This window comes from Thermus aquaticus (assembly GCF_001280255.1).
GTDB lineage: Bacteria > Deinococcota > Deinococci > Deinococcales > Thermaceae > Thermus > Thermus aquaticus.
Map to the genome: position 1 here is coordinate 720,956 of NZ_LHCI01000106.1, position 21,642 is coordinate 742,597.

19 protein-coding genes and 1 pseudogene are annotated in these 21,642 nt (G+C 67.7%); 6 read left to right on the top strand and 14 right to left on the bottom strand.

All coding sequences use genetic code 11. The features are described 5' to 3' along the window. Positions 1-139 precede the first annotated feature (139 nt). The 8 genes and pseudogenes from BVI061214_RS04950 to BVI061214_RS04985 all read right to left on the bottom strand — a co-directional run. On the bottom strand, positions 140-1,093 hold the full coding sequence (locus BVI061214_RS04950) for a M23 family metallopeptidase (RefSeq protein ID WP_162208009.1): 954 nt from the start codon (positions 1,091-1,093) through the stop codon (positions 140-142). 565 nt (positions 1,094-1,658) lie between these two features. Then, complete coding sequence (locus BVI061214_RS04955; protein ID WP_053767512.1) at positions 1,659-1,961, bottom strand: Rieske (2Fe-2S) protein; 303 nt, start codon at positions 1,959-1,961, stop codon at positions 1,659-1,661. A 42-nt stretch (positions 1,962-2,003) separates the two neighbouring features. Then, positions 2,004-3,299, bottom strand: a complete 1,296-nt coding sequence (gene sufD, locus BVI061214_RS04960) for a Fe-S cluster assembly protein SufD (protein WP_053767513.1) — start codon at positions 3,297-3,299, stop codon at positions 2,004-2,006. Positions 3,300-3,308: 9 nt separating this feature from the next. After that, positions 3,309-4,715, bottom strand: coding sequence for a Fe-S cluster assembly protein SufB (gene sufB / locus BVI061214_RS04965; RefSeq protein ID WP_003043610.1), 1,407 nt, complete (start codon positions 4,713-4,715; stop codon positions 3,309-3,311). Further along, the gene (sufC, locus tag BVI061214_RS04970) at positions 4,712-5,464 is read right to left on the bottom strand and encodes a Fe-S cluster assembly ATPase SufC (RefSeq protein WP_053767514.1); all 753 of its coding nucleotides are present in this window, start codon (positions 5,462-5,464) and stop codon (positions 4,712-4,714) included. Before sufC ends, sufB begins: the two co-directional genes overlap by 4 nt. Before the next feature lie 85 nt (positions 5,465-5,549). After that, positions 5,550-8,309, bottom strand: coding sequence for a hypothetical protein (locus BVI061214_RS04975; RefSeq protein ID WP_053767515.1), 2,760 nt, complete (start codon positions 8,307-8,309; stop codon positions 5,550-5,552). 177 nt (positions 8,310-8,486) lie between these two features. Beyond that, complete coding sequence (aceA, locus tag BVI061214_RS04980; protein ID WP_003043619.1) at positions 8,487-9,806, bottom strand: isocitrate lyase; 1,320 nt, start codon at positions 9,804-9,806, stop codon at positions 8,487-8,489. Between the two features lie 202 nt (positions 9,807-10,008). Beyond that, positions 10,009-10,704 (bottom strand): annotated as a pseudogene (locus BVI061214_RS04985) (FAD-dependent oxidoreductase); the annotation flags it as partial. Between the two features lie 148 nt (positions 10,705-10,852). On the opposite strand from BVI061214_RS04985, the gene BVI061214_RS12895 reads away from it, so the two are divergent. Beyond that, positions 10,853-10,996 carry a hypothetical protein gene (locus BVI061214_RS12895; protein WP_156303224.1) on the top strand — a complete coding sequence of 48 codons (144 nt, stop codon included), beginning with the start codon at positions 10,853-10,855 and terminating at the stop codon, positions 10,994-10,996. Here the strand turns inward: BVI061214_RS12895 and BVI061214_RS04990 are convergent. From BVI061214_RS04990 to BVI061214_RS05000, 3 genes are read right to left on the bottom strand one after another with little or no spacing between them, the layout of a single operon-like run. Next, the gene (locus BVI061214_RS04990) at positions 10,967-11,659 is read right to left on the bottom strand and encodes an ABC transporter ATP-binding protein (RefSeq protein WP_053767516.1); all 693 of its coding nucleotides are present in this window, start codon (positions 11,657-11,659) and stop codon (positions 10,967-10,969) included. The two genes, BVI061214_RS12895 and BVI061214_RS04990, sit on opposite strands and share 30 nt — an antisense overlap. Next, on the bottom strand, positions 11,659-12,801 hold the full coding sequence (locus BVI061214_RS04995; RefSeq protein WP_053767517.1) for an ABC transporter permease: 1,143 nt from the start codon (positions 12,799-12,801) through the stop codon (positions 11,659-11,661). Before BVI061214_RS04995 ends, BVI061214_RS04990 begins: the two co-directional genes overlap by 1 nt. Positions 12,802-12,844: 43 nt before the next feature. Next, positions 12,845-13,120, bottom strand: a complete 276-nt coding sequence (locus BVI061214_RS05000) for an NIPSNAP family protein (protein WP_053767518.1) — start codon at positions 13,118-13,120, stop codon at positions 12,845-12,847. Between the two features lie 46 nt (positions 13,121-13,166). On the opposite strand from BVI061214_RS05000, the gene BVI061214_RS05010 reads away from it, so the two are divergent. From BVI061214_RS05010 to mltG, 5 genes are all read left to right on the top strand, one after another. Beyond that, positions 13,167-14,032, top strand: a protein-coding gene (locus BVI061214_RS05010; protein ID WP_169775283.1) for an IS5 family transposase whose coding sequence is annotated in 2 segments (ribosomal slippage) — positions 13,167-13,545 and positions 13,545-14,032 — 867 coding nt in all. Because the reading frame shifts where the segments join, the coding sequence is not laid out codon by codon here. Between the two features lie 81 nt (positions 14,033-14,113). Beyond that, on the top strand, positions 14,114-16,759 hold the full coding sequence (alaS, locus tag BVI061214_RS05015; RefSeq protein WP_053767520.1) for an alanine--tRNA ligase: 2,646 nt from the start codon (positions 14,114-14,116) through the stop codon (positions 16,757-16,759). 9 nt (positions 16,760-16,768) lie between these two features. After that, complete coding sequence (locus BVI061214_RS05020; protein ID WP_053767521.1) at positions 16,769-17,455, top strand: hypothetical protein; 687 nt, start codon at positions 16,769-16,771, stop codon at positions 17,453-17,455. Continuing rightward, complete coding sequence (ruvX, locus tag BVI061214_RS05025; protein WP_003043646.1) at positions 17,436-17,843, top strand: Holliday junction resolvase RuvX; 408 nt, start codon at positions 17,436-17,438, stop codon at positions 17,841-17,843. The genes BVI061214_RS05020 and ruvX overlap by 20 nt, the downstream gene beginning before the upstream one ends. Continuing rightward, on the top strand, positions 17,827-18,840 hold the full coding sequence (gene mltG, locus BVI061214_RS05030) for an endolytic transglycosylase MltG (protein WP_053767522.1): 1,014 nt from the start codon (positions 17,827-17,829) through the stop codon (positions 18,838-18,840). Before ruvX ends, mltG begins: the two co-directional genes overlap by 17 nt. Here the strand turns inward: mltG and BVI061214_RS05035 are convergent. Genes BVI061214_RS05035 through BVI061214_RS05045 form a run of 3 tightly spaced genes read right to left on the bottom strand, consistent with a single transcriptional unit; the run spans position 18,825 to position 20,975 of the window. Continuing rightward, positions 18,825-19,661, bottom strand: a complete 837-nt coding sequence (locus BVI061214_RS05035) for a carbohydrate ABC transporter permease (RefSeq protein ID WP_053767523.1) — start codon at positions 19,659-19,661, stop codon at positions 18,825-18,827. The genes mltG and BVI061214_RS05035 overlap by 16 nt on opposite strands. Before the next feature lie 4 nt (positions 19,662-19,665). Further along, complete coding sequence (locus BVI061214_RS05040; protein WP_053767524.1) at positions 19,666-20,157, bottom strand: hypothetical protein; 492 nt, start codon at positions 20,155-20,157, stop codon at positions 19,666-19,668. A gap of 59 nt (positions 20,158-20,216) precedes the next feature. Beyond that, positions 20,217-20,975, bottom strand: a complete 759-nt coding sequence (locus tag BVI061214_RS05045; RefSeq protein WP_053767525.1) for a hypothetical protein — start codon at positions 20,973-20,975, stop codon at positions 20,217-20,219. Positions 20,976-21,642: the final 667 nt, after the last annotated feature.

The following is a 21,642-nucleotide window of genomic DNA, read 5'->3' on the forward strand; positions in this document are numbered from 1 at the left end:
GGAACCGGCGTCTTGCCAAGGACTATGAGGAGAACCCTCGGGTAAGCGAGGCCTGGGTCTATCTGGGCATGCTACGATTGTTGGTGAAGCGGCTAGCCAGGGCCGCGTAACTGCCCCTGGAGGACTTTTACGACAGCCTCTAGCTCATGGGGGCCACCTCCTCCCCGCGCACGGGAAAGCCGAGGGGCACGCGCTCCAAGGCCCCGTCCTCCTTCTTGCGGAGGAAACCGGAAAAGGGAATGGGGAGAGAGAGGCCCAGAAAGACGTTGGGGCGGTCCAGGAACTGGAAGTGGAGGTGGGGCTCCGTGGAGTGACCCGAGTTGCCGCACTCGCCCACCACCTCCCCTGCCCGCACCCACTGCCCAGGCCGCACCCGCACGCTTCCCCTCTTGAGGTGGGCGAGAAGGCTGTACTCTCCGCCCTCGTGCCGGATGAGCACGTAGTTCCCCACAATGCTCCAGGCCAAGGGGTCTAGGAGGCCCGGCCAGGGGCAGTCCCGGTGGCGATTCTGCACCGCCACCACCACCCCGTCCGCAGGGGCGCAGACGGGGGCGCCGAAGGCGTAGTAGTCCTCTGGCCGCCGCCCGCTTCCCCGGTGGGTCTTGCCTTCCTCGTCCCGGATCAGGAAGTCGTAAGCGAAGCGCTGGCCCAAAATCTCCCAGGAATGGGAGGTCTCGGGGTCGGGGCCGCCGTTACCCACCCACCACCATCCCTGGAAAGGGAGGCGGTAAGTCCCCTTGGGCCGGTAGGTGGCGGGGGTGGGCAAGTTTTTTCCCGGGCGCAGGCGGTTCAGCGTCTCACCCACCGCCTGCGCCAGGATGGTAGCCCAGACCACGGGGGAAAGCAAGGTGGGCAGGTCGATAAGGGTGCCGTAGAGTTGTCTTCTGTCCAGAAAAATCAGGGCCAGCCGAGACACGAACCAGGTCAGGGCCACCGCTGCAGCCGGCCAGACCAGAAGGCGTAGAAAAGGGCTTGCCTTGAGGGTAGGAACTAACTCTAACAGGAGGATGAAGAGGATGGCAGCGTAAAAGAGGCCTTCCAGGACCTCATTGATTCTTCTTAGGGTTTTCAGGAGGCTATTGCTCTTCACCATCGCGCGCATTCTACCAAACGGGGGGTTACCCGCTTCGCCGGGCCTTCTTGCCCTTGTCCCCCCCTCTCCGTCCATGAACAGGGACAAGATTGAAGGCCTCCTATCCCCGCCGCATACCTTTCCACCCCCTGGAGGCCTCCCTCCCCCACCTCTCCTTGCGGGGTTTATGCGGTGATTCCCGGGGATCCACCGCAACTCTATGCGGGCCGGCTCCCGCTCCAGGTCCTTCCGGGGCCTTTCCCTGCGCGAAGGGGCAACTTTCGCAAAGGTGGGGACCTGCACCTTCAGTGGAGGGGGTGTCCGGGAGGTCCCCTCCCCCTAGATGCTGAGCCGCTTTGGGACCCCAGCCCCAAATGAACCGCCAGGGTCAGGGGCAGGATCCCCTGCTGGTCCACAGCCTCATTCGGAGCAGGGTCTTCCTCAGGATGGCCGGAGTAGAGCCAAGTACCCCACCGCGGCTTTTGCCGCCGTGGGGGCCCCAGAAAAGCCCCTCCACAGTCCCAGCTTGGGCACCCCATGTTGCGAAATCAAAGTGCGGGCACTTATGAGGTAGCACACGAAGGTATTAGAGGTCTAGAAGCACGGTCTCCCCCTCCAGCCGGGCGGGGAAGACCTTTAGGGGTTTGGGGGCGGGGAGGGTTTGCCGGCCGGTCCTCAGGTCAAACCGGGCCCCGTGCCGGGGGCAGACGATGGCCCCTTCCTCCACCTCTCCCTCATGCAGGGGGCCGCCGTCGTGGGTGCAGAGGTCCTCGAGGGCGAAGACCTCCTCCCCGGTGTAGAGGAGGAGAATAGGCCTCCTGTGCTCAGGCCGCCGGATCACCAGGCGGCCGTCCTTGAACTCCTTGAGGTTAGCTACTGGGGTCCACATGGGAAAAGCATAAGGGGGAAGCCTTCGCTTCCCCCTTAGGACCTAGAGGCGGACCTTCTCCTCAATCACCGCCTCAATGTGGGCCCGGAGGGCCTTTAGGGGGATGCGAGTGAGGACGTCGGCCAGGTGGGCCTTCACCAGAAGCTCCTGGGCTAAGGCCCTGGGCAGGCCCCGGGACTGGAGGTAGAAGAGCTGCGTCTCGTCCACGGGGGCGGTGGTGGAGCCGTGGGTGCAGCGCACGTCGTTGGCCCCGATCTCCAGCTGGGGGATGGAGTCCACCCGGGCCGTGGGGGAGAGGATGAGGTTGCGGTTGGCCTGGTAGGCGTCCGTCTTCTGGGCTCCCCGCTCCAGGCGGATGAGGCCGGAAAAGACGGCCCGGGCCTCGTCCTTCACCGCTCCCTTATAGAGGAGGTCCGAGCGGGTGTGGTGCTCCACGTGGTGCTGGAGGGTGTAGTGGTCAAACTGCTGCCGCCCGTGGCCGAAGTAAAGGCCCAGCATCTCGCTTTCCGAGCCCGGGCCCAGAAGCTCCGAGGCCACCTCGCTGCGGGCGTAGGCCCCGCCCAGGTTCACCACCAGGTCGTTGAGGCCGGCGTCCCGTTCCAGGAGGGCCCGCTGGCGGTGGAAGTGCCACACACCGTCGCCGAAGGTCTCCACGTGGGCGTGGCGGAGCCTGGCCCCGGGCCTCAGGACCATCTCCGTGGCCGAGAGGTGAAGGGTAGGGGGGAGGTCCGGGGAGAGGTACTCCTCAATGTAGGCGGCCTTGGCGTTGTCCTCCAGGAAGAGGAGGCTCCGCCCCGCCGAGGCCTTACTCCCTTCCAGGAGCACCTTGAAGACCCCCACGGGCTTTTCCAGCTCTAGCCCGGCGGGCACGTAGAGGAAGGCCCCGTGGGTGAAGAAGGCCGAGTTCTGGGCGGCGAACTTGTCCTCGGTGAAGACCGCCTGGAAGAGGCTGGCCTCCACCTTCTCCGGGTGTAGGCGCATGGCCTCGGCCAGGGAGGTGAGAACGAGGCCCTGGGCCTTGAGCTCCTTCGGGACTTCGGCGTAGACCAGGTCGGGCCCCACGAAGACCAGGAAGGCGGCCACATCGGTCTTCTCCAGCCGCCGCTTCACGGCCTCGGGGAGGGTGTCCCGGGTGAGGGAAAGCCCCTTGGGGGCCTCCACGGGCCGGTCCAGGGGGGCCTCGGAGAGGTCGGTGTAGCGCCAGTTCTCGTCCTTCCTGCTGGGGTAGGGGAGGCGGGCGAAGGCCTCGAGGGCCTCAAGCCTCTTCTTCAACGCCCAGGCGGGCTCGCCCAGGGCCTGGGAGATGGCCTCCACTTGGGTCTTGTCCAGTACCTGCATCCTGCCTCCTTAGCCCACGGAGCCTTCCATCTCCAGCTCAATGAGGCGGTTCAGCTCCACGGCGTACTCCAGGGGGAGCTCCTTGGCGATGGGCTCAATGAAGCCCCGCACGATGAGGGCAGCCGCCTCGTCCTCCTTGAGGCCTCGAGTCTGGAGGTAGAAGATCTGCTCGTCGTTGATCTTGGAGACCGTGGCCTCGTGGCCCACGTGGGCGGTCTCCTCCTCAATCTCAATGTAGGGATAGGTGTCGGTGCGGCTTTCCGGGTCAATGAGGAGGGCGTCGCACTCCACGTTGGCCTTGGCGTGGCGCGCCCCCTCCATGACCTTCACCAGGCCCCTATAGCTCGCCCGCCCCTCCCCTTTGGAGATGCTCTTGGAGACGATGGTCCCCGAGGTGTGGGGGGCGGCCATGACGATCTTGGCCCCGGTGTCCTGGTGCTGGCCCGTCTTGGCGAAGGCGATGGAGAGGATCTCTGTGCGGGCCCCGGGCTCCAGGAGGTAGCTGGAGGGGTACTTCATGGTGACCTTGGAGCCCAGGTTGCCGTCCAGCCACTCGTGGTAGGCGTCCCCGTAGACCAAGGCCCGCTGGGTCACCAGGTTGTACATGTTGGTGGACCAGTTCTGGATGGTGGTGTAGCGGCTCTTGGCCCCCCGCTTCACCACGATCTCAATGACCCCGGTGTGGAGGCTTTCCGTGGAGTACATGGGGGCGGTGCACCCCTCAATGTAGTGCACCTCGGCCCCCTCGTCCACGATGATGAGGGTGCGCTCAAACTGGCCGAACTCCGGGGTGTTGACCCGGAAGTAGGCCTGCAGGGGGAGCTCCACCTTGACCCCCGGGGGCACGTAGACGAAGGAGCCCCCGGACCAGGCGGCGGAGTTCAGGGCGGCGAACTTGTTGTCCTCGGGGGGGACCACCTTGGCGAAGTACTCCCGGAAGAGGTCCTCGTACTTCTTCATCCCCTCCTCAATGGCCACGAAGATGACCCCCTGCCGCTCCAGCTCCTCCCTGACCCGGTGGTAGACCATCTCCGAGTCGTACTGGGCCCCCACCCCGGCCAGGACCTTCCGCTCCGCCTCGGGGATGCCCAAGCGCTCGTAGGTCTTCCGGATCTCTTCGGGGACCTCCTCCCAGCTCCTGGCGTCCCGCACCTCGGCGGGCTTCACGTAGTAGACCAGGTTGTCCAGGTCCAGGCCCGAGAGGTCGGGGCCCCAGGTGGGCATGGGCTTCTTCTGGAAGATCTCTAGGGCCCTAAGGCGGAACTTCAGCATCCACTCGGGCTCGCCCTTGTGGTAGCTGATGGCCTCAATGACCCGCCTGGAGAGGCCCCGCTCGGCCACGAAGACCGGCTTGACCTCGTCCACAAAGCCGTATTTGTACTCCTCTCCCAGCGTCCGGAGATCTACCTCGCTCATGCCCCCTCCTTGACCTTCTCCCTAAGCCACTCGTAACCCCTGGCCTCCAGCTCCAGGGCCAGCTCGGGGCCGCCCTCGGCCACCACGCGCCCGTCCATCATCACGTGTACCCGGTCGGGGACGATGTAGTTGAGAAGCCGCTGGTAGTGGGTGATGACCAGGGCGCCAAAGCCCGGTCCCCGCATGGCGTTCACCCCCCGGGCCACCACCTTCAGGGCGTCAATGTCCAGGCCGGAGTCGGTCTCGTCCAGGATGGCGTAGGTGGGCTCCAGGACCAGAAGCTGGAGGATCTCGTTCCGCTTCTTCTCCCCGCCGGAGAAGCCCTCGTTGAGGTAGCGGGAGAGGTAGCCCTCGTCCCAGTCCAGAAGCTCCAGGGCCTTCTTGACCTTGGTCCAGAACTCCGCCACCCCCACCTCCCGGCCCAGGCGGGCCTGGAGGGCCAGGCGGAGGAAGTTGGCCATGGTGACCCCGGGGACCTCCACCGGGTACTGGAAGGCCAGGAAGAGGCCCCTCCTGGCGCGCTCGTCGGGGGAGAGGTCCAGGATGCTCTCCCCGTCCAGGAGGATGTCCCCCTTTTCCACCTGGTACTCCGGGTCCCCGGCCAGGATCTTGCCCAGGGTGCTCTTGCCGGCCCCGTTGGGGCCCATGAGGGCGTGGACCTGGCCCTTGGGCACCACCAGGTTCACCCCCTTCAGGATCATCTCGCCGTCAATGGATGCCCAGAGGTCGCGGATTTCCAGCTGGTTCATGCTCTTGCCTCCTAATACCGGGTCCTCTTACTGCGACCCGTTCGCAGTTAGAGTATAGCCCACTACCCTTCAAAAGTATAGTGATTCAGTCGGGATTTGCCAGATGGAGGCCCAGGGCCTCGGGGAGGGCCAGGGGGCTTAGGGAAAGGCGCGCTTCCAGCTTGGGGCAGAAGCGGCCCAGGGCCCGGCCCAGCTGGAAGCGGAAGGCGGGGGGGAGGTCCTTGGCCCCTTCCAAAAGCTTCTGCCAGGCGGCCTCCTCCTCCCCCAGGCCCAAAAGGGCCAGGACCTCCACCGCCCGGGCCTGGGCCAGAAGACCGGGGTCTTCGAGGGGGGGCAGGGCCACGATCTGGGCCAGGGCCTCGCCGAAGCCCCCGCCCCGGGCCAGGACCTCGGCGTAGCCCAGGCGGGCCTGGGCCCGGAGGTAGGGGTTTTCCAGGGAGAGGAAAGGCTTTAAGAGGGCCTTCCCCTCCTCCGGGGGAAGGAGAAGGCTCAGGAGGCTCAGGGTGTCCAACCTGAGGGCGGTGTAGCGGTCCGTGGCCTCCTCGGGAATGGCGGTGAGGAGGTCTTTTAGGAGGCGCTTTGCCTGAGGGGCGGTGAGGCCTCCCAGGAAGGGGGGGCGGTAGGGCTGGCCCGCCTCCAGGAGAAGGTAGGTGGCCCCCAGGCGGAAGAGGGTGCGGAGGTGGCGGTAGCGGGCCTCCTTGGGCCTCTCCTTGGTGGTGCGGAAGTAAGCCTCGGCCCGGGCCAGAAGTTCCAAAGCGGCGAAGGGCCTGCCCCAGGCGGCCTGGAGGATGCCCCCTTCGCTTTCCACCCGGGCCCGGGTGAAGGGGTCCTCGGCCTCGGCCAGGGCCTTTTTCAGGGCCTCCGCCGCCTCTTCATAGCGGCCTAGGCGCCTCAGGAGGGTGGCGTAGCGGGCCCGCACCCGGGCCACCTCGTCCTTGGGGGCGCCGGCCTCTTCCAGGGCCTTTAGGCCCTCGGCCATGCGGGCTTGGGCCTCGAGGCGGCCCAGGCGCATGAGGAGGTCCCCCATCTGGTAGCGGGCCCGGCCCAGGAGGAGGGGGTCGTGCCCCACCTGGGAGAGGGCCTTTAGGGCTTCCTCGTACCGGCCCAGGTCCTTGGCCACCAGACCCCGCCAGAGCTGGACCCGGTCCTTCAGGAAGGGGGCCACGGACAGGCCCTCGGCCTCGGCCACGAAGCGGGCCGCCTTCTCGTAGTCCCCCTTCCAGCGCTCCACCGCCGCCATCACCAAAAGCCCCTCCGCCCGGGCGGTCTCGTCCAGGTGCTCCAGGTCCTTCTTGGGGGGAAGGAGCTCCTCGGCCTCCCGGTAAAGGGCGGCGTCCGCCCTGGCCTCCGCCGCCTTGATGCGGGCCCAGGTGCGCAGAGCGGGGTTTTCCGACCGGGAAAGGACCTTTAGGGCCTCCTCGGCCTCGGGGTGGGCGTACTGGCCCAAAACGGCCCGGTAGCGCACCACCACCCCGGCCAGGGCCTCCCGCTCCTCCTTGGGCCAGCCCTCCGCCTCCTCCCAGAGGCCGGGGAGCAGGGCCAGCCGGGCCGGGTCCTCCTCCAAAAGCTCCAGGAGCACCCGGCGCTCCCCCGCCTTGCGGGCGTGGTAGAGCTTGCGGAAGAGGTTTTCCCGGGGGAAGAGGTCCAGGGCCAGGCGGTGGAGGGCCCTGGGGGCCTCCTCCGGCAGGAGGCTCCTCAGGGCGGGGCGGACCAGGCCCTCCCCCACCCAGTCCAGAAGGGCCTTTTCCGCCTGGGAGAAGCGCTCTATGGGCTTGCCCAGGGCTTTTTCCAGAAGCTCCAGGGGGAAGGCGGGGTCGGCCTCGGGGCTGAAGGCGGCCAGGGCCTGGAGGAGAGGCCTCAGGGCGGGGTCGTCCTGGAGGGGGGTTTTGGGGTCGTGCTTGGCCGCTTCCAGGAGGACCAGGCGGGAAAGCTCCCCGAAGTTGCGCCCCGCCTGGTTGACCAGGGCCTCGAGGCGCTCCGGGGGCAGGTGGGGAAGCCTCTCCCGCACGAAGCGGCGGGCCTCCTCCCGGCTCGGGGGGGAGAGGGGCTGGTAGGGCAGGGTGGGCGGGGGCTCGGAAAGGGCGGCCAGGTAGGGGATGAAAAGGCGCTTCAAAAAGGGCTCCAGCCAGGCGGCGAGCCCTTTGCGGCTCCCGTCAGGCCCCCTTAAGGGGAGGCCTTCCAGGGTCCCCTCAGCCTCGGCCCGCAGGAGGAGGGGGCGGCCCTCCCGGTTCAGGGCCTGGGCCAGGAGGAGGAGGACCTCCTGCTGTAAGGCCCCCTGGAGGCCGTAGGGCTGGGTGGGGGAGAGCTGGGCCAAAAGGGCCCGCACCTCCTCCCCTACCCCCAGGGCCTCGCTCAGGGGGACCAGGGCCTGGGCCAGCTCCCCGCCCAGGTTGAGGAGGACGGGCTCCTTGCCCGGCAGGGCGGAGAGGGCCCGTCCCAGGGCGGAGAGGAGGACCCCCTTTCCCGTGGCGGGCCCCCCCCCCACCACCATCTGGGGCCTTTCCCCCGCCTCCAGCTCCTTGAGGAAGCGGCGGAAGATACGGCGCTTGTCCCGGCCCAGGGCCTTGCGGGCCGTCTCCAGGAAGAGCTCCGGGGGCGGGGGTGGGGGGGTGAGGCCCGCCTCCCGGTAGAGGTCAGCCAGGACGCCATAAAGCCTTTCCTTCTCCTCGGGGCTCCCCAGGTCCTTGTAAAGGATGTTGCGCACCGTCCCCGCCCGCCCGCCCCGTTCCGCCACCAGGGCCTCCAGCCAGCGCAAGGAGCCCTTCTTGCCCCGGTGGTCCCGGCCCCGGAGGTGGGGGCGGAGGTCCTCCAGGTAGCGTAGCCAGATGGTGGGGGCTTCCGTCATGGTGTACACACTATAAAAGAGGGCGTTTCCTTTTTCCACACCAAAAGGGCCCCCGCCTTAAGTGCCCCGGAAAAGCCCTTAGCCCCGGCTTGGGCGCTTCGTGTTGCGAAACCAAAGTGCCCACACTTAGGGTGGGAAAGCCCCCCGGGAACCCCGGGGGGCGAGGACAGAGCAACCTCAGTGGGCGGGCTCCTCGGTGAACTGGGCCTCCTCCGTGGAGCCCTTGAGGGCCAGGGTGGAGGCCTCGCCCTGGGTGAGGGCCAGGACCACCTCGTCAAAGTAGCCGGCCCCCACCTCCCGCTGGTGCTTCACGGCGGTGAAGCCCTGGGCCTGGGCCAGGAACTCCTTCTGCTGGAGCTCCACGAAGGCGGGCATGCCCCGGGCCTTGTAGCCCTTGGCCAGCTCCCAGATGTAGTAGTTGAGGGTGTGCCAGCCCGCCAGGGTGATGAACTGGAACTTGTAGCCCATCTCCCCCAGCTCCCGGTTGAACTTGGCGATGGTCTCGTCGTCCAGGAACTTCTTCCAGTTGAAGGAAGGGGAGAGGTTGTAGGCGAGGAGCTTGTCGGGGAACTCCCGCTTGACCGCTTCGGCGAACTTTCGGGCCTCCTCGAGGTCGGGCTTGGAGGTTTCCATCCAGAGGACGTCGGCGTAGGGGGCGTAGGCCAAGGCCCGGGCGATCCCCGCCTCAATCCCGTTCCTGAACCGGTAGAAGCCCTCGGGGGTGCGCTCGCCAGGGACGATGAAGGGCCTATCGCGCTCGTCTATGTCGCTGGTGATGAGGGTGGCGGCCTCGGCATCGGTGCGGGCGATGATGACCGTGGGCACGCCCATCACGTCCGCCGCGAGCCTGGCCGCCTGCAGGGTGCGGATGTGCTGGGCGGTGGGCACCAGCACCTTCCCCCCCAGGTGGCCGCACTTCTTCTCCGAGGCCAGCTGGTCCTCGTAGTGGATGCCGGCGGCCCCGGCCTCAATCATGGCCTTGGTGAGCTCAAAGACGTTCAGGGCCCCGCCGAAGCCCGCCTCGGCGTCGGCCACGATGGGCACGTACCAGTCCCGGGACACCTTGCCCTCGGAGCGCTCAATCATGTCGGCCCGCATGAGGGCGTTGTTGATGCGCTTCACGATCTGGGGCACGGAGTTGTAAGGGTAGAGGGACTGGTCGGGGTAGGTCTGCCAGGCCAGGTTGGCGTCGGCGGCCACCTGCCAGCCGGAGAGGTAGATGGCTTCCAGCCCGGCCCGCACCATCTGCACCGCCATGGCCCCGGTGTAGGCCCCGAAAGTGTGCACGTAGGGGCGCTCGTGGAGGAGCCGCCAGAGCTTCTCCGCCCCTCGCTTGGCCAGGGTGTGCTCCACCATGACGCTGGGCCTGAGGCGCACCACGTCCTCGGGCCGGTAGTCCCGCTTCACGCCTTTCCAGCGGGGGTTTTCCGCCCACTCCCGTCTCAGGGCCTCGGCCTCCTGCCGCATCTCGGGGGTCAGCACGCTTAAGGGTTCCATCGGACACCTCCCAGGCCCAGTCTGGGCCCTGGAGGCTTTCCGGTGTAGGGTGTAGCCCCCGAAGCTTCACACGGAAAAGCGGTGTGTTTTGTCCCAAGCTACACCAAATGGGGCCGCTTCCCGGAACTTTGTGGGGCCCCAGAAAAGCCCTTCCAAAGCCCCGATTTGGGCACTCCGTGTTGCGAAACCAAAGCGCGAGCCCTTAGCGCACCTCCTGGGCGGCGATGAGGAGGGGGTCCCAGACGGGGCTAAAGGGCGGGGCGTAGGCCAGGTCCAGGGCCAGGAGGTCCTCCACGGTCCCGCCCCTGGAAAGAAGGGCCGCCAGGGCGTCTACGCGCAGGGCTCCGTGGCCAAAGGCCACCACCGCGCCCCCGAGAAGCCTTTCCGTCCCCTCCTCGTAGACCAGCTCCACAAAGAGGGGCTGGCTTCCCGGGTAGTAGTGGGCGCCGTCCCGGCTCTTGATGAAGACCTTTTTGGCGGCGTAGCCCTCCTTCAGGGCGGCCTCCAGGGAAAGCCCCGTGGTGGCCACCGCCAGCCCAAAGGCCTTGAAGATGGCCGTCCCCGCCACCCCGTGGAAGCGGGCCTCCTTCCCGGCGATGACGGCGCCGGCCGTGCGGCCGTGCTTGTTGGCCACGTCCCCCAGGGGAAGCCAGTAGGGGCGCTTAAGGACCTGGTGGAAGCTCTCGGCCACGTCACCGGCGGCGTAGACCTCTTCCAGGTTGGTGCGCATCCTTTCGTCGGTGGCGATGGCCCCGGTGGGCCCCAGGGCCACGCCCATGGCCTGGGCTAACTCCACGTTGGGGCGGATGCCGGTGGCTATGAGGACCAAATCGGTGGGCACCACGCCTTCCGAGGTCTCCACCGCCTCCACCCGGCCGCTTCCCCTCAGGGCCGTCACACCCGGACTTCTCGTAGACCACCACTTCCAGCTCGGGGTTTTCCCGCTTGGCCTTGGCGGCGGCGGAGGCCCCGCCCGCCACCCCACCCACCACCACCACCACGCGCTTGCCCATGGGGGGTATTGTGCCACAGGACCCCTGGGCCAGATGTCCCCGGTGGAGCTTTACCGCTCCCTGGGGTACGAGTTGCGCTTCCGCTTTGGGGCCATGAACCGCCCCACCCCCAGGCGGATAAGCTGCAACGGGAACCGGGATAGGGCCCTAGAGGTGCTGGCCCTGAGGAACCTCTAGGATCTCCTCCCGCAGGAGCCTGCCCCCCTTGAGGTAGAGGATCCGCTCCGCCCTTTGCGCCAGCTCCAGGTCGTGGGTGACCAGGATCAGGGTGCGGGCCTTCCCCTGGGCGAAGAGGAGGGCGGCTACCTGCTCCCGGCTCTCGGCGTCCAGGTTGCCCGTGGGCTCGTCGGCGAAGAGGATCCCGGGGTCCAGGGCCAGGGCCCGGGCCAGGGCCACCCTTTGCTGCTCCCCGCCCGAGAGGCGGTGGGGCAGGTGGTGGAGGCGGTGGGCCAGGCCCACCTGTTCCAAAAGCTCCGCTGCCCGCTTCAGGCGCTTCCCCCGGGGCCAGCCCGAGAGGAGGAGGGGAAAGGCCACGTTCTCCAGGGCGGTGAGGGTGGGGATCAGGTTCCACTGCTGGAAAACGAAGCCCATGTGCCTGAGGCGCACCCCCGCCCGCTCGTCCTCGGAGAGGCGGTGGAGGGGGGTTTCGTCCAGGAAGACCCCGCCCTCCGTGGGCAGGTCAAAGCCGGCGAGGAGGTTTAAAAGGGTGGTCTTTCCGCTTCCCGAAGGCCCCACCACCGCCGTGGCCCCCTTGGGGAAGGCGTAGGTGAAGCCCTCCAGGGCCACCACCTCCTTATCTCCCTGCCGGTAGCGCTTGGTGAGGTTCTCGGCCCTTAGCATCACACCCTCCCCAAAGCTTCCACCACGGGGATGCGGCTCGCGTTGTAGGCGGGAAGGAGGCCCGCCGTGAGGCCCAGGAGGAGGGCTATGCCCAGGGCGAAGAGGGAAAGCCTTGCGGTGACGGCGGAAAGGGCCAGGCCCACCTGGTCCAGGGTGTAGAGGTTGATGGCCGAGGAGGCCAGGCTCCCCACCCCAAGGCCCAGAAGGCCCCCCATGAGGGCCAGGAGGAGGGCCTCGAGGAGCACCAGGCGGAAGATGAAGCCCCGCCTAGCCCCCAGAGCCCGCATGACGCCAAACTCACGGATGCGCTCGTAGACGGACATCATCACGGTGTTGGCCACCAGGAGGCCGCCCACGGTGAGGGCCACCAGGCTGATGCCGAAGCGCACCAGGTCGCTGATGCGCAAGGCCCGCTCGGCGAAGCGCATGACCTCGCTCGTGGTCTGGGCCTTCACTCCGGGTACCGCCCTTTCCAGGGCCCGGGCCACCTCCTCCGCCTTCTGCCCCGGGTTCAGGGCTACCAGAACCGCGCTGAAGTTCCTGGTGCCCAGGACCTCCTGCAACACGGGAAGGGGGACGAAGATGAGGTTGTCGGCCAGGCCCCCGGCCTCTTCCAGGATGCCCTCCACCTTCAGGGTAACCTTGGGGGAAAGCCGCAGGGAGCTTCCCAGGGAAAGCCCGTTCCGCTTGGCGATCCTGCCGCCCACCACCGCCCCCTTCTCCGAGGGGAGAAGCCGGCCTTCCCTAGCCTTCACCCCCGGGTAGAGGAGGTCCGGGGCCACGCCCGGGGGCAGGCCCTGGAAGAAGAAGCTGGTGTTGGGGTCAAAGCCCCCCCGGGTGAGAAGGAGCGTGGGGATGACCGCCCGCACCCCCAGGGCCTTCCCCGCCTGGGAAAGGGCCTGGAAGGTCTCCGGGGTGATCTCCGGCGAAGGGGAGAAGCCGAAGCCTTCCGTGCCCTCGGGCACCACCTGGATGGCGGGGCCCACCCGGGAAAGCTCCTGAAAAAGGGCCCGCCTCAGGCCCTCGCCGAAGGAAAGGAAGAGGACCATGCTGCTGGTGGCCACCAGGACCCCCAGGAGGGTGAGGAGGCTCCGCACGGGGCGGGCCATGAGGTTGCGCAGGACGAGGGCAAAGACCTCCACCCCCCAAGCTTACCCCGGGAGGCGGGGAGGGGCGTGGCCCAGGCTACAGGAGGCGTTCCACGAAGCGGGTGTCCATCGCCTCCAGGAACTCCTGGGGCCTCACCTTTTGCCGTTCAGGATGCTCGTAGTAGGCCTTCTCCGCCTCCTCAAAGCGCTCGTGGGCCACGAACCAGAGGAACTCCCGCTCCGAGAGCCAGTAGGCCCCGAGGACTTGGAAGCCCAGGGCCTGGCGCAGGGGGACGATGGTCTTTAGGAAGACCTCCTGAAAGGCCTCCCTGGCCCCCTCCTTCAGGGTGTAGCGGCGCATCTGGACCTTCATGGGTCCAGTTTAAGAGGCTGTCGTAAAAGGGTGGTATCCTTGAAGGGTGCCTCTTAGACGATGTTACCCCAGCGACCTAACCGACGAGGAGTGGGGCCTCCTGGAGCCCCTCATCCCCGCCCCCAAGCCCGGCGGCCGGCCCGCCAAGGTGTCCAGAAGAGAGATCATGAACGCCATCCTTTACGTCCTGAAGAACGGCATTCCCTGGCGAGCCATGCCCCATGACCTGCCCCACTGGTCCACCGTCTACCACTACTTTCGCCAGTGGCAGAAGGAGGGGGTGTGGGAGAAAGCGGTGCAAGCCCTGGTCCGCCGGGACCGGGAGCGAGAAGGGAGACCCGCTTCCCCCAGCGCCCTGGTCATGGACAGTCAGTCGGTGGTCACGAGCGAAGCTCGTACCTTGCAAACGACGGAAAAAGGGGGCCCCGGGGAAACGATGGGGCGAAAAAGGTCAAAGGGAGAAAGCGCCAGATCCTAACGGACACGGGGGGCCGCCTCCTGAAGGTCTTTGTCCACCCGGCCAATGAGCATGACAAGTGGGGTGGGCGGGCCTTGCTGGCGGGGATGGACCTCTCCTTGTGGCCACGGGTGCGGAAGCTTTTCGTGGACTGGGGGTACCGGGGCCTCAAGGAGACGGCTTCTTCCCTGGGTTTGGAGCTGGAGGTGGTGGCCCGTCCCTACGCGGGGGTACGGGGGGTCTGGGTGCGGGAGGGGGCGGAGGTGCCGGAGATTCCGCGGGAGCGTGGGTTCAAGCCTTTACCTAAGAGGTGGGTGGTGGAGAGGACCTTTGCCTGGCTGGGGCGGAACCGGCGTCTTGCCAAGGACTATGAGGAGAACCCTCGGGTAAGCGAGGCCTGGGTCTATCTGGGCATGCTACGATTGTTGGTGAAGCGGCTAGCCAGGGCCGCGTAACTGCCCCTGGAGGACTTTTACGACAGCCTCTAAGGGAATGGCCTCCCCACGCCCGGGCGGCCAGAGCCTATAATCAAAGCCATGCGCACGGCGGAGATCCGCGAGAAGTACCTTTCCTTCTTTGAGAGCAAGGGCCACCTGCGCCTGCCCTCCTTTAGCCTCATCCCCGAGAACGACCCTTCCCTCCTCTTTACCTCGGCGGGCATGGCCCCCTTAAAGCCCTACTTCCTGGGGGCCAAGCCCATCTTCGGGGGCCGGGAGTGGCGCAGGATCACCACCTGCCAGAAGTGCCTCCGGGTGGGGGACATTGAGAACGTGGGCCGCACGGGGCGCCACAACACCTTCTTTGAGATGCTGGGCAACTTCTCCTTTGGGGACTACTTCAAGAAGGAGGCCATCCTCTGGGCCTGGGAATTTTTGACCGAGCACCTCAAGCTGGACCCCGAGTGCCTCTGGGTCACGGTCTACGAGGACGACGACGAGGCCTACGCCATCTGGCGGGACCTGGTGGGGGTGCCCGAGGAGAAGATCGGCCGCTTCGGCGAGGACGAGAACTACTGGCCGGGCGGGGCCATCACCCACGGGCCCAACGGGCCTAGTGGCCCTTGCTCGGAGATCTTCTACGACCGTGGGCCCGCCTTCGGCACCCCCGACGAGACCGGCCCCAACACCGGGAGCGGGGACCGGTTCGTGGAGATCTGGAACCTGGTCTTCACCCAGTACGACCGCCAGGGGCCCATCCCCGGCCCCGGGATCCTGAAGCCCCTGCCCCAGAAGAACATTGACACCGGCATGGGCCTTTACCGGGTGGCCGCCATCCTCCAGGACGTGGAGGACTTCTACCGCACGGACACCTTCTACCCCATCATTGAGCGGGTAGCCCTCTTGAGCGGCAGGCCTTACCTGGGCAAGGAGAGCGTGAGCCACCGGGTGATCGCCGACCACGTCCGGGCGGTGGTGGCGGCCTTAGCGGACGGGGTTACCTTCTCCAACACCGGGAGGGGGTACGTGATCCGCCGCCTCCTGAGGCGGGCTTTGCGCCACGGCTACCTCCTGGGCCTCGCCGAGCCCTTCCTCCACCGGCTGGCCCCGGTGGTGGCGGAGCTCCTTGGGGACTTCTACCCGGAGATGCGGGAGAACCTACAGGCGGTGGAGAAGCAGATCCGCCTCGAGGAGGAGCGCTTCCTGGAGACCCTGGAGGGGGGCCTGAGGCGGCTTGACGCCCTCCTCTCCGGCCTGAAGCCCGGGGAGGTCCTCCCGGGGCAGGAGGCCTTCCGCCTCTACGACACCTACGGCTTCCCCCTGGACCTCACGGTGGAGATCGCCGCCGAGAGGGGCTATGGCGTGGACACCGAGGGCTTTAAGCGGGCCATGGAGGAGCAACAGGAGCGCTCTCGGGCGGCCATGGCCTTTGAGCGGGAGATCTTCAAGCGAAGCGCCCAGGTCCTGGAGGAGCTCTACGCCGAGCGGGGGGCCACCGAGTTTCTGGGCTACGGCACCCTCGAGGCCGAGGCCCAGGTCCTGGCCCTTCTGGCGGGGGACGAGAGCCTCCCCGAGGCCGGCCCCGGCACCGAGGTCCAGGTGGTCCTGGACCGGACCCCCTTCTACGCCGAAGGGGGCGGGCAGATCGGGGACTTCGGCCTTCTGGAGTGGCCCGGGGGCCGGGCCCGGGTGGAGACCACCCTGAAGACCGAGCGGGGCATCTTCCTCCACCGGGCGCGGGTGGAGGAGGGGGTGCTTAGGGTGGGGGAGAGGGTGAGGGCGGTGGTGGACCCCAGGCGCCGGGACACCGAGCGGAACCACACCGCCACCCACCTCCTCCACGCCGCCCTGAGGGCCGTTCTGGGCCCCCACGTGCGCCAGGCGGGGAGCCTGGTGGCCCCGGACCGCCTGCGCTTTGACTTCACCCACCCCGAGCCCCTCAAAGGGGAGGAGCTTGAGCGCATAGAGCTTCTGGTGAACCGCTGGATCATGGCGGACTTCCCCGTCACCTGGCGCTACCTGCCCCTGGAGGAGGCCAAGAAGGAGGGGGCCATGGCCCTCTTCGGCGAGAAGTACGGGGAGGTGGTGCGGGTGGTGCGGGTGGAGGGGAGCCCCGTGCCGGGCCTCGAGTCCAAGGAGCTCTGCGGGGGCACCCACGTGCGGAGGACCGGGGAGATCGGGGCCTTCCTCATAAGAAGCGAGGAGGCGGTCTCCGCCGGGGTGCGCCGCATAGAGGCCGTCACCGGGGAAGGGGCCATCCGCTTCGCCCGGGGGGCGCTCTCCCGCCTGAAGGCCCTGGCGGAAAGGCTGGAGGTGGGGGAGGCCGCCTTGGAGGAGCGCCTGGAGAAGCTTCTCGCCGAGCTCAAGGCCCGGGAGAAGGAGGTGGAAAGCCTCAAGGCCCGGCTGGTCCAGGCCGCTTTGGGTGGGGGCGGGGTCGCCCTGGAGGAGAAGGGAGGGCTCAGGTGGGCCGCTTTGGAGCTTCCCGGCCTGGACATGGCCGCGCTTCGCCAGGCCGCCGACGACCTGGTGAACCGGGGGGCCGACGTGGCCCTGGTCCTCTCCGGGGGGCAGGCGGTTCTGAAGCTCTCCAAAGGGGCCCAGGAGCGGGGCCTCGAGGCGGGAAGCCTCTTCCAGGCCCTCACCCAGCGGGCCGGGGGGCGGGGCGGGGGCAAGGGGGCCCTGGCCCAGGGCGGGGGCCTGGACCCCGAGCGGGCCAAGGCGGCCCTGCCCGGGCTCCTCCCGTAGAATAGGGGCATGGTCCTCCTAAGCTTTCTGGCGGTGGCCCTTTCCTGGGCCCTCTTCGCCCTCACCTTCGGCCGCTATAGGCTCCGGCCCTCCCCCCACAACGCCTTCTACGCCCTGGGCCTCCTCTTCTTCGCCCTGGCGGTTTCGGCGGAGCTCCTGGCCCGGCTCCAGGGGGCCTGGAGCCCCTTCCTCTACCGCCTCTGGTACTTTACCGGGGCCATGCACGGGGTGACCTTCTTGGGCCTAGGGAGCCTGGCCCTCCTGAACCCCAAGGTGGCCAGGGGGCTTTTCGCCCTCCTGGTCCCCTTCGTCCTCTTCGGCCTTTACCTGGTGGCCACGGCTCCTTTGGACCTGGCCCGGCTCCCCGAGCCCTACACCCCTTCCGGGGCCGCCTTCCCGCCCCCAAGCCTCACCTCCCCCAGGCTCTGGACCATCCCCTTCAACCTCTTGGGCACCCTCCTCATGGCGGGGGTGGCCCTTTACACCACCCTGCTCTTCTGGAAGAAGAACCCTCTGAGGGCCCAGGGCACGGCCCTCATCTTCCTGGCCGCCCTGGTTTTGGCCTCCACCAGCACCCTGAACCGCTTGGGCGTGGTGGGCCTCGAGGAGGCGGGGCGGGCCTTTGGGGTGGCCCTCCTCTACTTGGGGGTGGTCCTGGCGGACCGAAGCGTGCGCTATGCGGCTGGGCGCCCTTGACGTGGGGGAGGCCAGGATCGGCCTGGCCGTGGGGGAGGAGGGCCTGCCCTTCGCCTTCGGCCGGGGGTACCTGGTGCGCCGGAGCCTGGAGGAGGACGTGGAGGCCCTTCTGGACTTCGTGCGCCGGGAGGGCCTCGCCAAGCTCATCGTGGGCCTTCCCCTCCGCACCGATCTCAAGGAGAGCGCCCAGGCTAAGAGGGTCCTCCCCCTGGTGGAGGCCCTGAGGGCCCGGGGGGTGGAGGTGGAGCTTTGGGACGAGCGCTACACCACCAAGGCGGCCATGGCCCGGCTCCGCCACGCCCCCAGGCGGGTGCGGGAGGATAAGGGGAAGCTGGACGAGATGAGCGCCGTGGTCCTTCTGGAGGGGTACCTTGCCCGAGGGGTCTAGAACCTGGCTCTGGCGGGGGGTCCTGGCCCTCTTCGTCACCTTCGCCCTCCTCCTCCTCTACGCCCTCTGGCTCATGGGCCCCACGGGGAAGGAGGCCATGGTGCGCATCCCCCGGGGGGCCAGGGGGGTGGAGGCGGCCCGGGTCCTGGAGGAGGCGGGGCTTGTGCGCTCGGGACCCCTCTTCGCCGCCTACCTGCGCTTTTCCGGCCGGGAGCGGCGCCTCGTTCCCGGGGTCTACCGCCTCCAGGGGGACGGGGCCTTCCGCCTGGCCCGGGCCCTCACCGGGGGGGAGAAGCCCCTCACCGTGACCCTCACCTTCCCCGAGGGGCAGCGGGCGGTGGACTACGCCGAGAGGCTCTCCCAGGCGGGGCTGGACGGGGAAGGGTTTTTGCGCCTGGCCCAGGACCCCGGCGCCCTGAAGCCCCCCTACGTGGAGGCGAAGGGCCTCGAGGGCTACCTCTTCCCCGCCACCTACACCTTTGACCTCCTGGCCACCCCCGAGGAGGTGGTGCGGGCCATGCTGCGCCGCTTTGAGGCCGAGCTCACCCCCCCGGTGAGGCGGCTCCTAGAGGAGCGGCACCTGTCGGTCCACGCCTGGGTCACCCTGGCCTCCATCGTCCAGGTGGAGGCGGGGAGCGAGGCGGAGATGCCCAAGATCGCCGGGGTCTTCCTGAACCGCCTGGAGCGGGGCATGCCCCTCCAGGCCGACCCCACCGTGGCCTACGCCCTGGGCAAGAGCCTTCCCGAGCTTTCCCGAAGGGCGGGGGACTTCGCCGTGGACTCCCCCTACAACACCTACCGCTACCGGGGCCTGCCCCCGGGGCCCATCGCCAACCCCGGGCGGGCCGCATTGCTGGCGGTGCTGAACCCCGTGCGCACCGACGAAAAGGGGCGGCCCTACCTCTACTTCTTCCACGCCAAGGGCAGGCTTTTCCTGAACGCCGACTTTGAGGGGCACCTGAAGGAGTTGGCCCGCCACCGCTACTCCTCCCCGTGACGGAGGAGCTTGAGCTGGGCGTAGGCGAAGAGGAGGGTGAGGAGGAGGATGACCACGGTCACCGCCGCGGCGTAGCCCAGGCGGAAGTTCTCAAAGCCCGTCTCATAGAGGTAGTAGCCCAGGACCCGGGTGGCCCCGTAGGGCCCGCCCCGGGTCAGGAGGAAGACGGCGGCATAGGACTGGAGGGAAAGGATGGTGCCCACCACGACCAAAAAGGCCACCGCCGGCCGCATGAGGGGCAGGACCACGTGGCGGAAGGCCTCCCACGGCCCCGCCCCGTCCACGTAGGCGGCCTCGAGAAGGGTCTTGGGGATGGCCTTGAGCCGGGCCGAGGCCACCAGGACCCCGTAGCCCAGGTGCCGCCACAGGGTGAAGAGGACCACCATGACCAGGGCCCAGAAGCCCTCCCGGTCCCAGGGGGGGATGGGGAGGAACTGGGCTAGGGCCCCGTATTCCGGGGTGAAGAGGGTGTACCAGGAAAGCGTGGCCCCGCCCAGGGTCACCAGGCCGGGGAGGAAGAGGAGGCTTTTGGCGAAGCGCTCGTAAGGGGCCCCTTCCAGGGCCACGGCCAGGGCCAGGGAGAGGCCCACGAAGAGGGGCAGGGCCAGGGCCATGAACTTGAGGGTGACCCAGAGGCTTCCCCAAAAGGCCGGGTCCTGGAGGAGGTCCCGGTAGTTCCTGAGGCCCACCGGCTTGGGCTCGGAGAGGCCGGACCAGTCCCAGGTGGAGAAGCGGAGGACGTCCAGAAAGGGGTAAAGGACGAAGACCCCCAGGGTGAGGAGGGCGGGGAGGGAGAAGAGGACCAGGGGGAGCTTCTTCACCGGGCTAGAAAAGGTAGAGGAGGGCGAGGAGGAAGGGGTAGCGGTCCGAGGTGGAGACCTCGAGGGCCAAAGGCTCCAGGTAGAGCCGTAAGCCCGCTCCCCAGGCCAGGTGGAAGCCCCCCTGGTACCCGAGGCCGAGGCCCAGGGAAAGGGCCCCGCCCGGCAGCTCCACGCTCGCCAGAGGGCCCAGGTGGACCCCAAAGGGGTAGCGGAGGTCCAGGCCCAGGCCCAAGGAGGCGTAGAGGTCGGCGATGACGAGCCCGGGGAAGAGGTTGGCCTTGAGGAGGGCGTAGACCTCCGGGTTTTGGGAGAGGAGGACCTGGGCGTCCAGGCCGGTGTCTATCCCCAGGGGGCTAAAGGGCAGGACCAGGCTCCCCTGCAGGTAGAAGCCCTTATCGGGAGCGTAGCCAAAGCCGGCGGTGTTCTCCGGGTAGGCTGGGGCCTGGGCCAGGGCCAGGCCGAGGAGGAGGCCAAGGGTGGCAAGAAGGCGCTTCATGGGGGGCATCATACCAAACCCCCGGGGTGCAACCCCGGGGGCTAATGCAGGGTACCCCGCTACCTGCAGGGGGAAACTTCCAGGTTCTGGATGAGGTAGGTTTCCAGGGACATGGTCTGCCCGCCGGCGAAGGTGAGGGTGAGGTTCTCTCCGGGCACGCAGTTGCCGTTGGCGTCGTCCAGAACGCCAGCGAAGGTGACGGTCTTACCGTCTATCGTCAGGTAGCCGTTTTGAACGGTAATGGCTCCGGTGTTCTCGTTCCAGTCCGTGATCTTGAAGTAGAGGCGGGCGGCGTGGTTCCGGGTATCCAGCTTGACGTCCACCTCACCGGAGGAAGCGTTGAACTTCTCCAGCAGACTGCCGCAGGTCCCCGGGGTGCTGGAGCCGTTGATCTGGATGAATCCCTTGGTGTGGAGGTCGGCGTCATTGCCCTGGGTGAGGAGGCTGAGGTTCCAAACCAGCTTGAGCTGGGAAGCGCTGGTGGTCAGGCTGAGAGATGGCAGGTCCACCAGACGCCCCGTGCCAACTGGCCGCTGGAGGAATCCCGTCAAGGAAAGGTTCCCGGGCTCCGTCAGGTACTTGCCGCTCACGCAGGTGCTCGGGCGCCAGGTGGCCTGGAAGGTGGCCTCACCTTCCTTGGTGCCGTCTTCCTTAAGGTCCAGGCTCCCGAAGGCCTTGGTGGGCATCTCCTGCAGGTACTGGCCCTGCGTATCGGAGGGATTGTGCACGTATACCGTGGGCGAAGAAGCCCCCTTGGAGGAGTAGTCCCAGTCCGCGAAAAGTTTGTTCCAGGTGCCGTCAGCCTTCTGGAAGCGCATCTCCAAGTCGTTGCTCGAGCCCACCTGGGTGCAGCCGCTGTTGTAGGGGCACTCAAATCTGCCTCTAGGCAGAGTCTGAACCCCTTGGGGCAGGATGCCGCCTAGAAGCTCCTGAGCACGGGGAAGAGGTTGCTTCAGGTAGGCCAGAGGGTCAAGGCGCTGCTCCAAGGTTTGGAGACCTTGGCTGAGCGGCGTGGACTGATCAGAGATGAAGCCTTGTACTTGTAGGAGCCCTTGCAGCTCTTGGTTGAGCTGGGACAGAGTGTTTTGGATCAGGACTTTACCCACATCTCCGTTTCGTGGTAAATCTCCCCTTGCGGGCGCAGCCCGTATCTGGTACCGGGGGTGATCCATGGACATGCTCAAGGTGGCCGAGGCCAGGCTCCAGGAGTTCACGGGCCGTTTTGCGAGCGTTTTCCCCCGATAAGCGCCTCCACCGACGGTTTGAAGAGGTGGTGCGGGGCGCCTTGGCCGCAGGCTCAGCCCGGGTGAGCGAGATGGTGGCCTCGCTCCCTTCTCCCCTCCAGAACCGCTTCCACCAGGCCAAAGCCCTTTACCCGGGCCCTGGAGGGGATAGCCCGGGTGGGGAAGGATAGGCGGCCCGGGTACGAGCTCCTCACCGCCCTGGGGTTGGACCCCGCGGGGCGGCTGGCCCTGGGGTACGCCC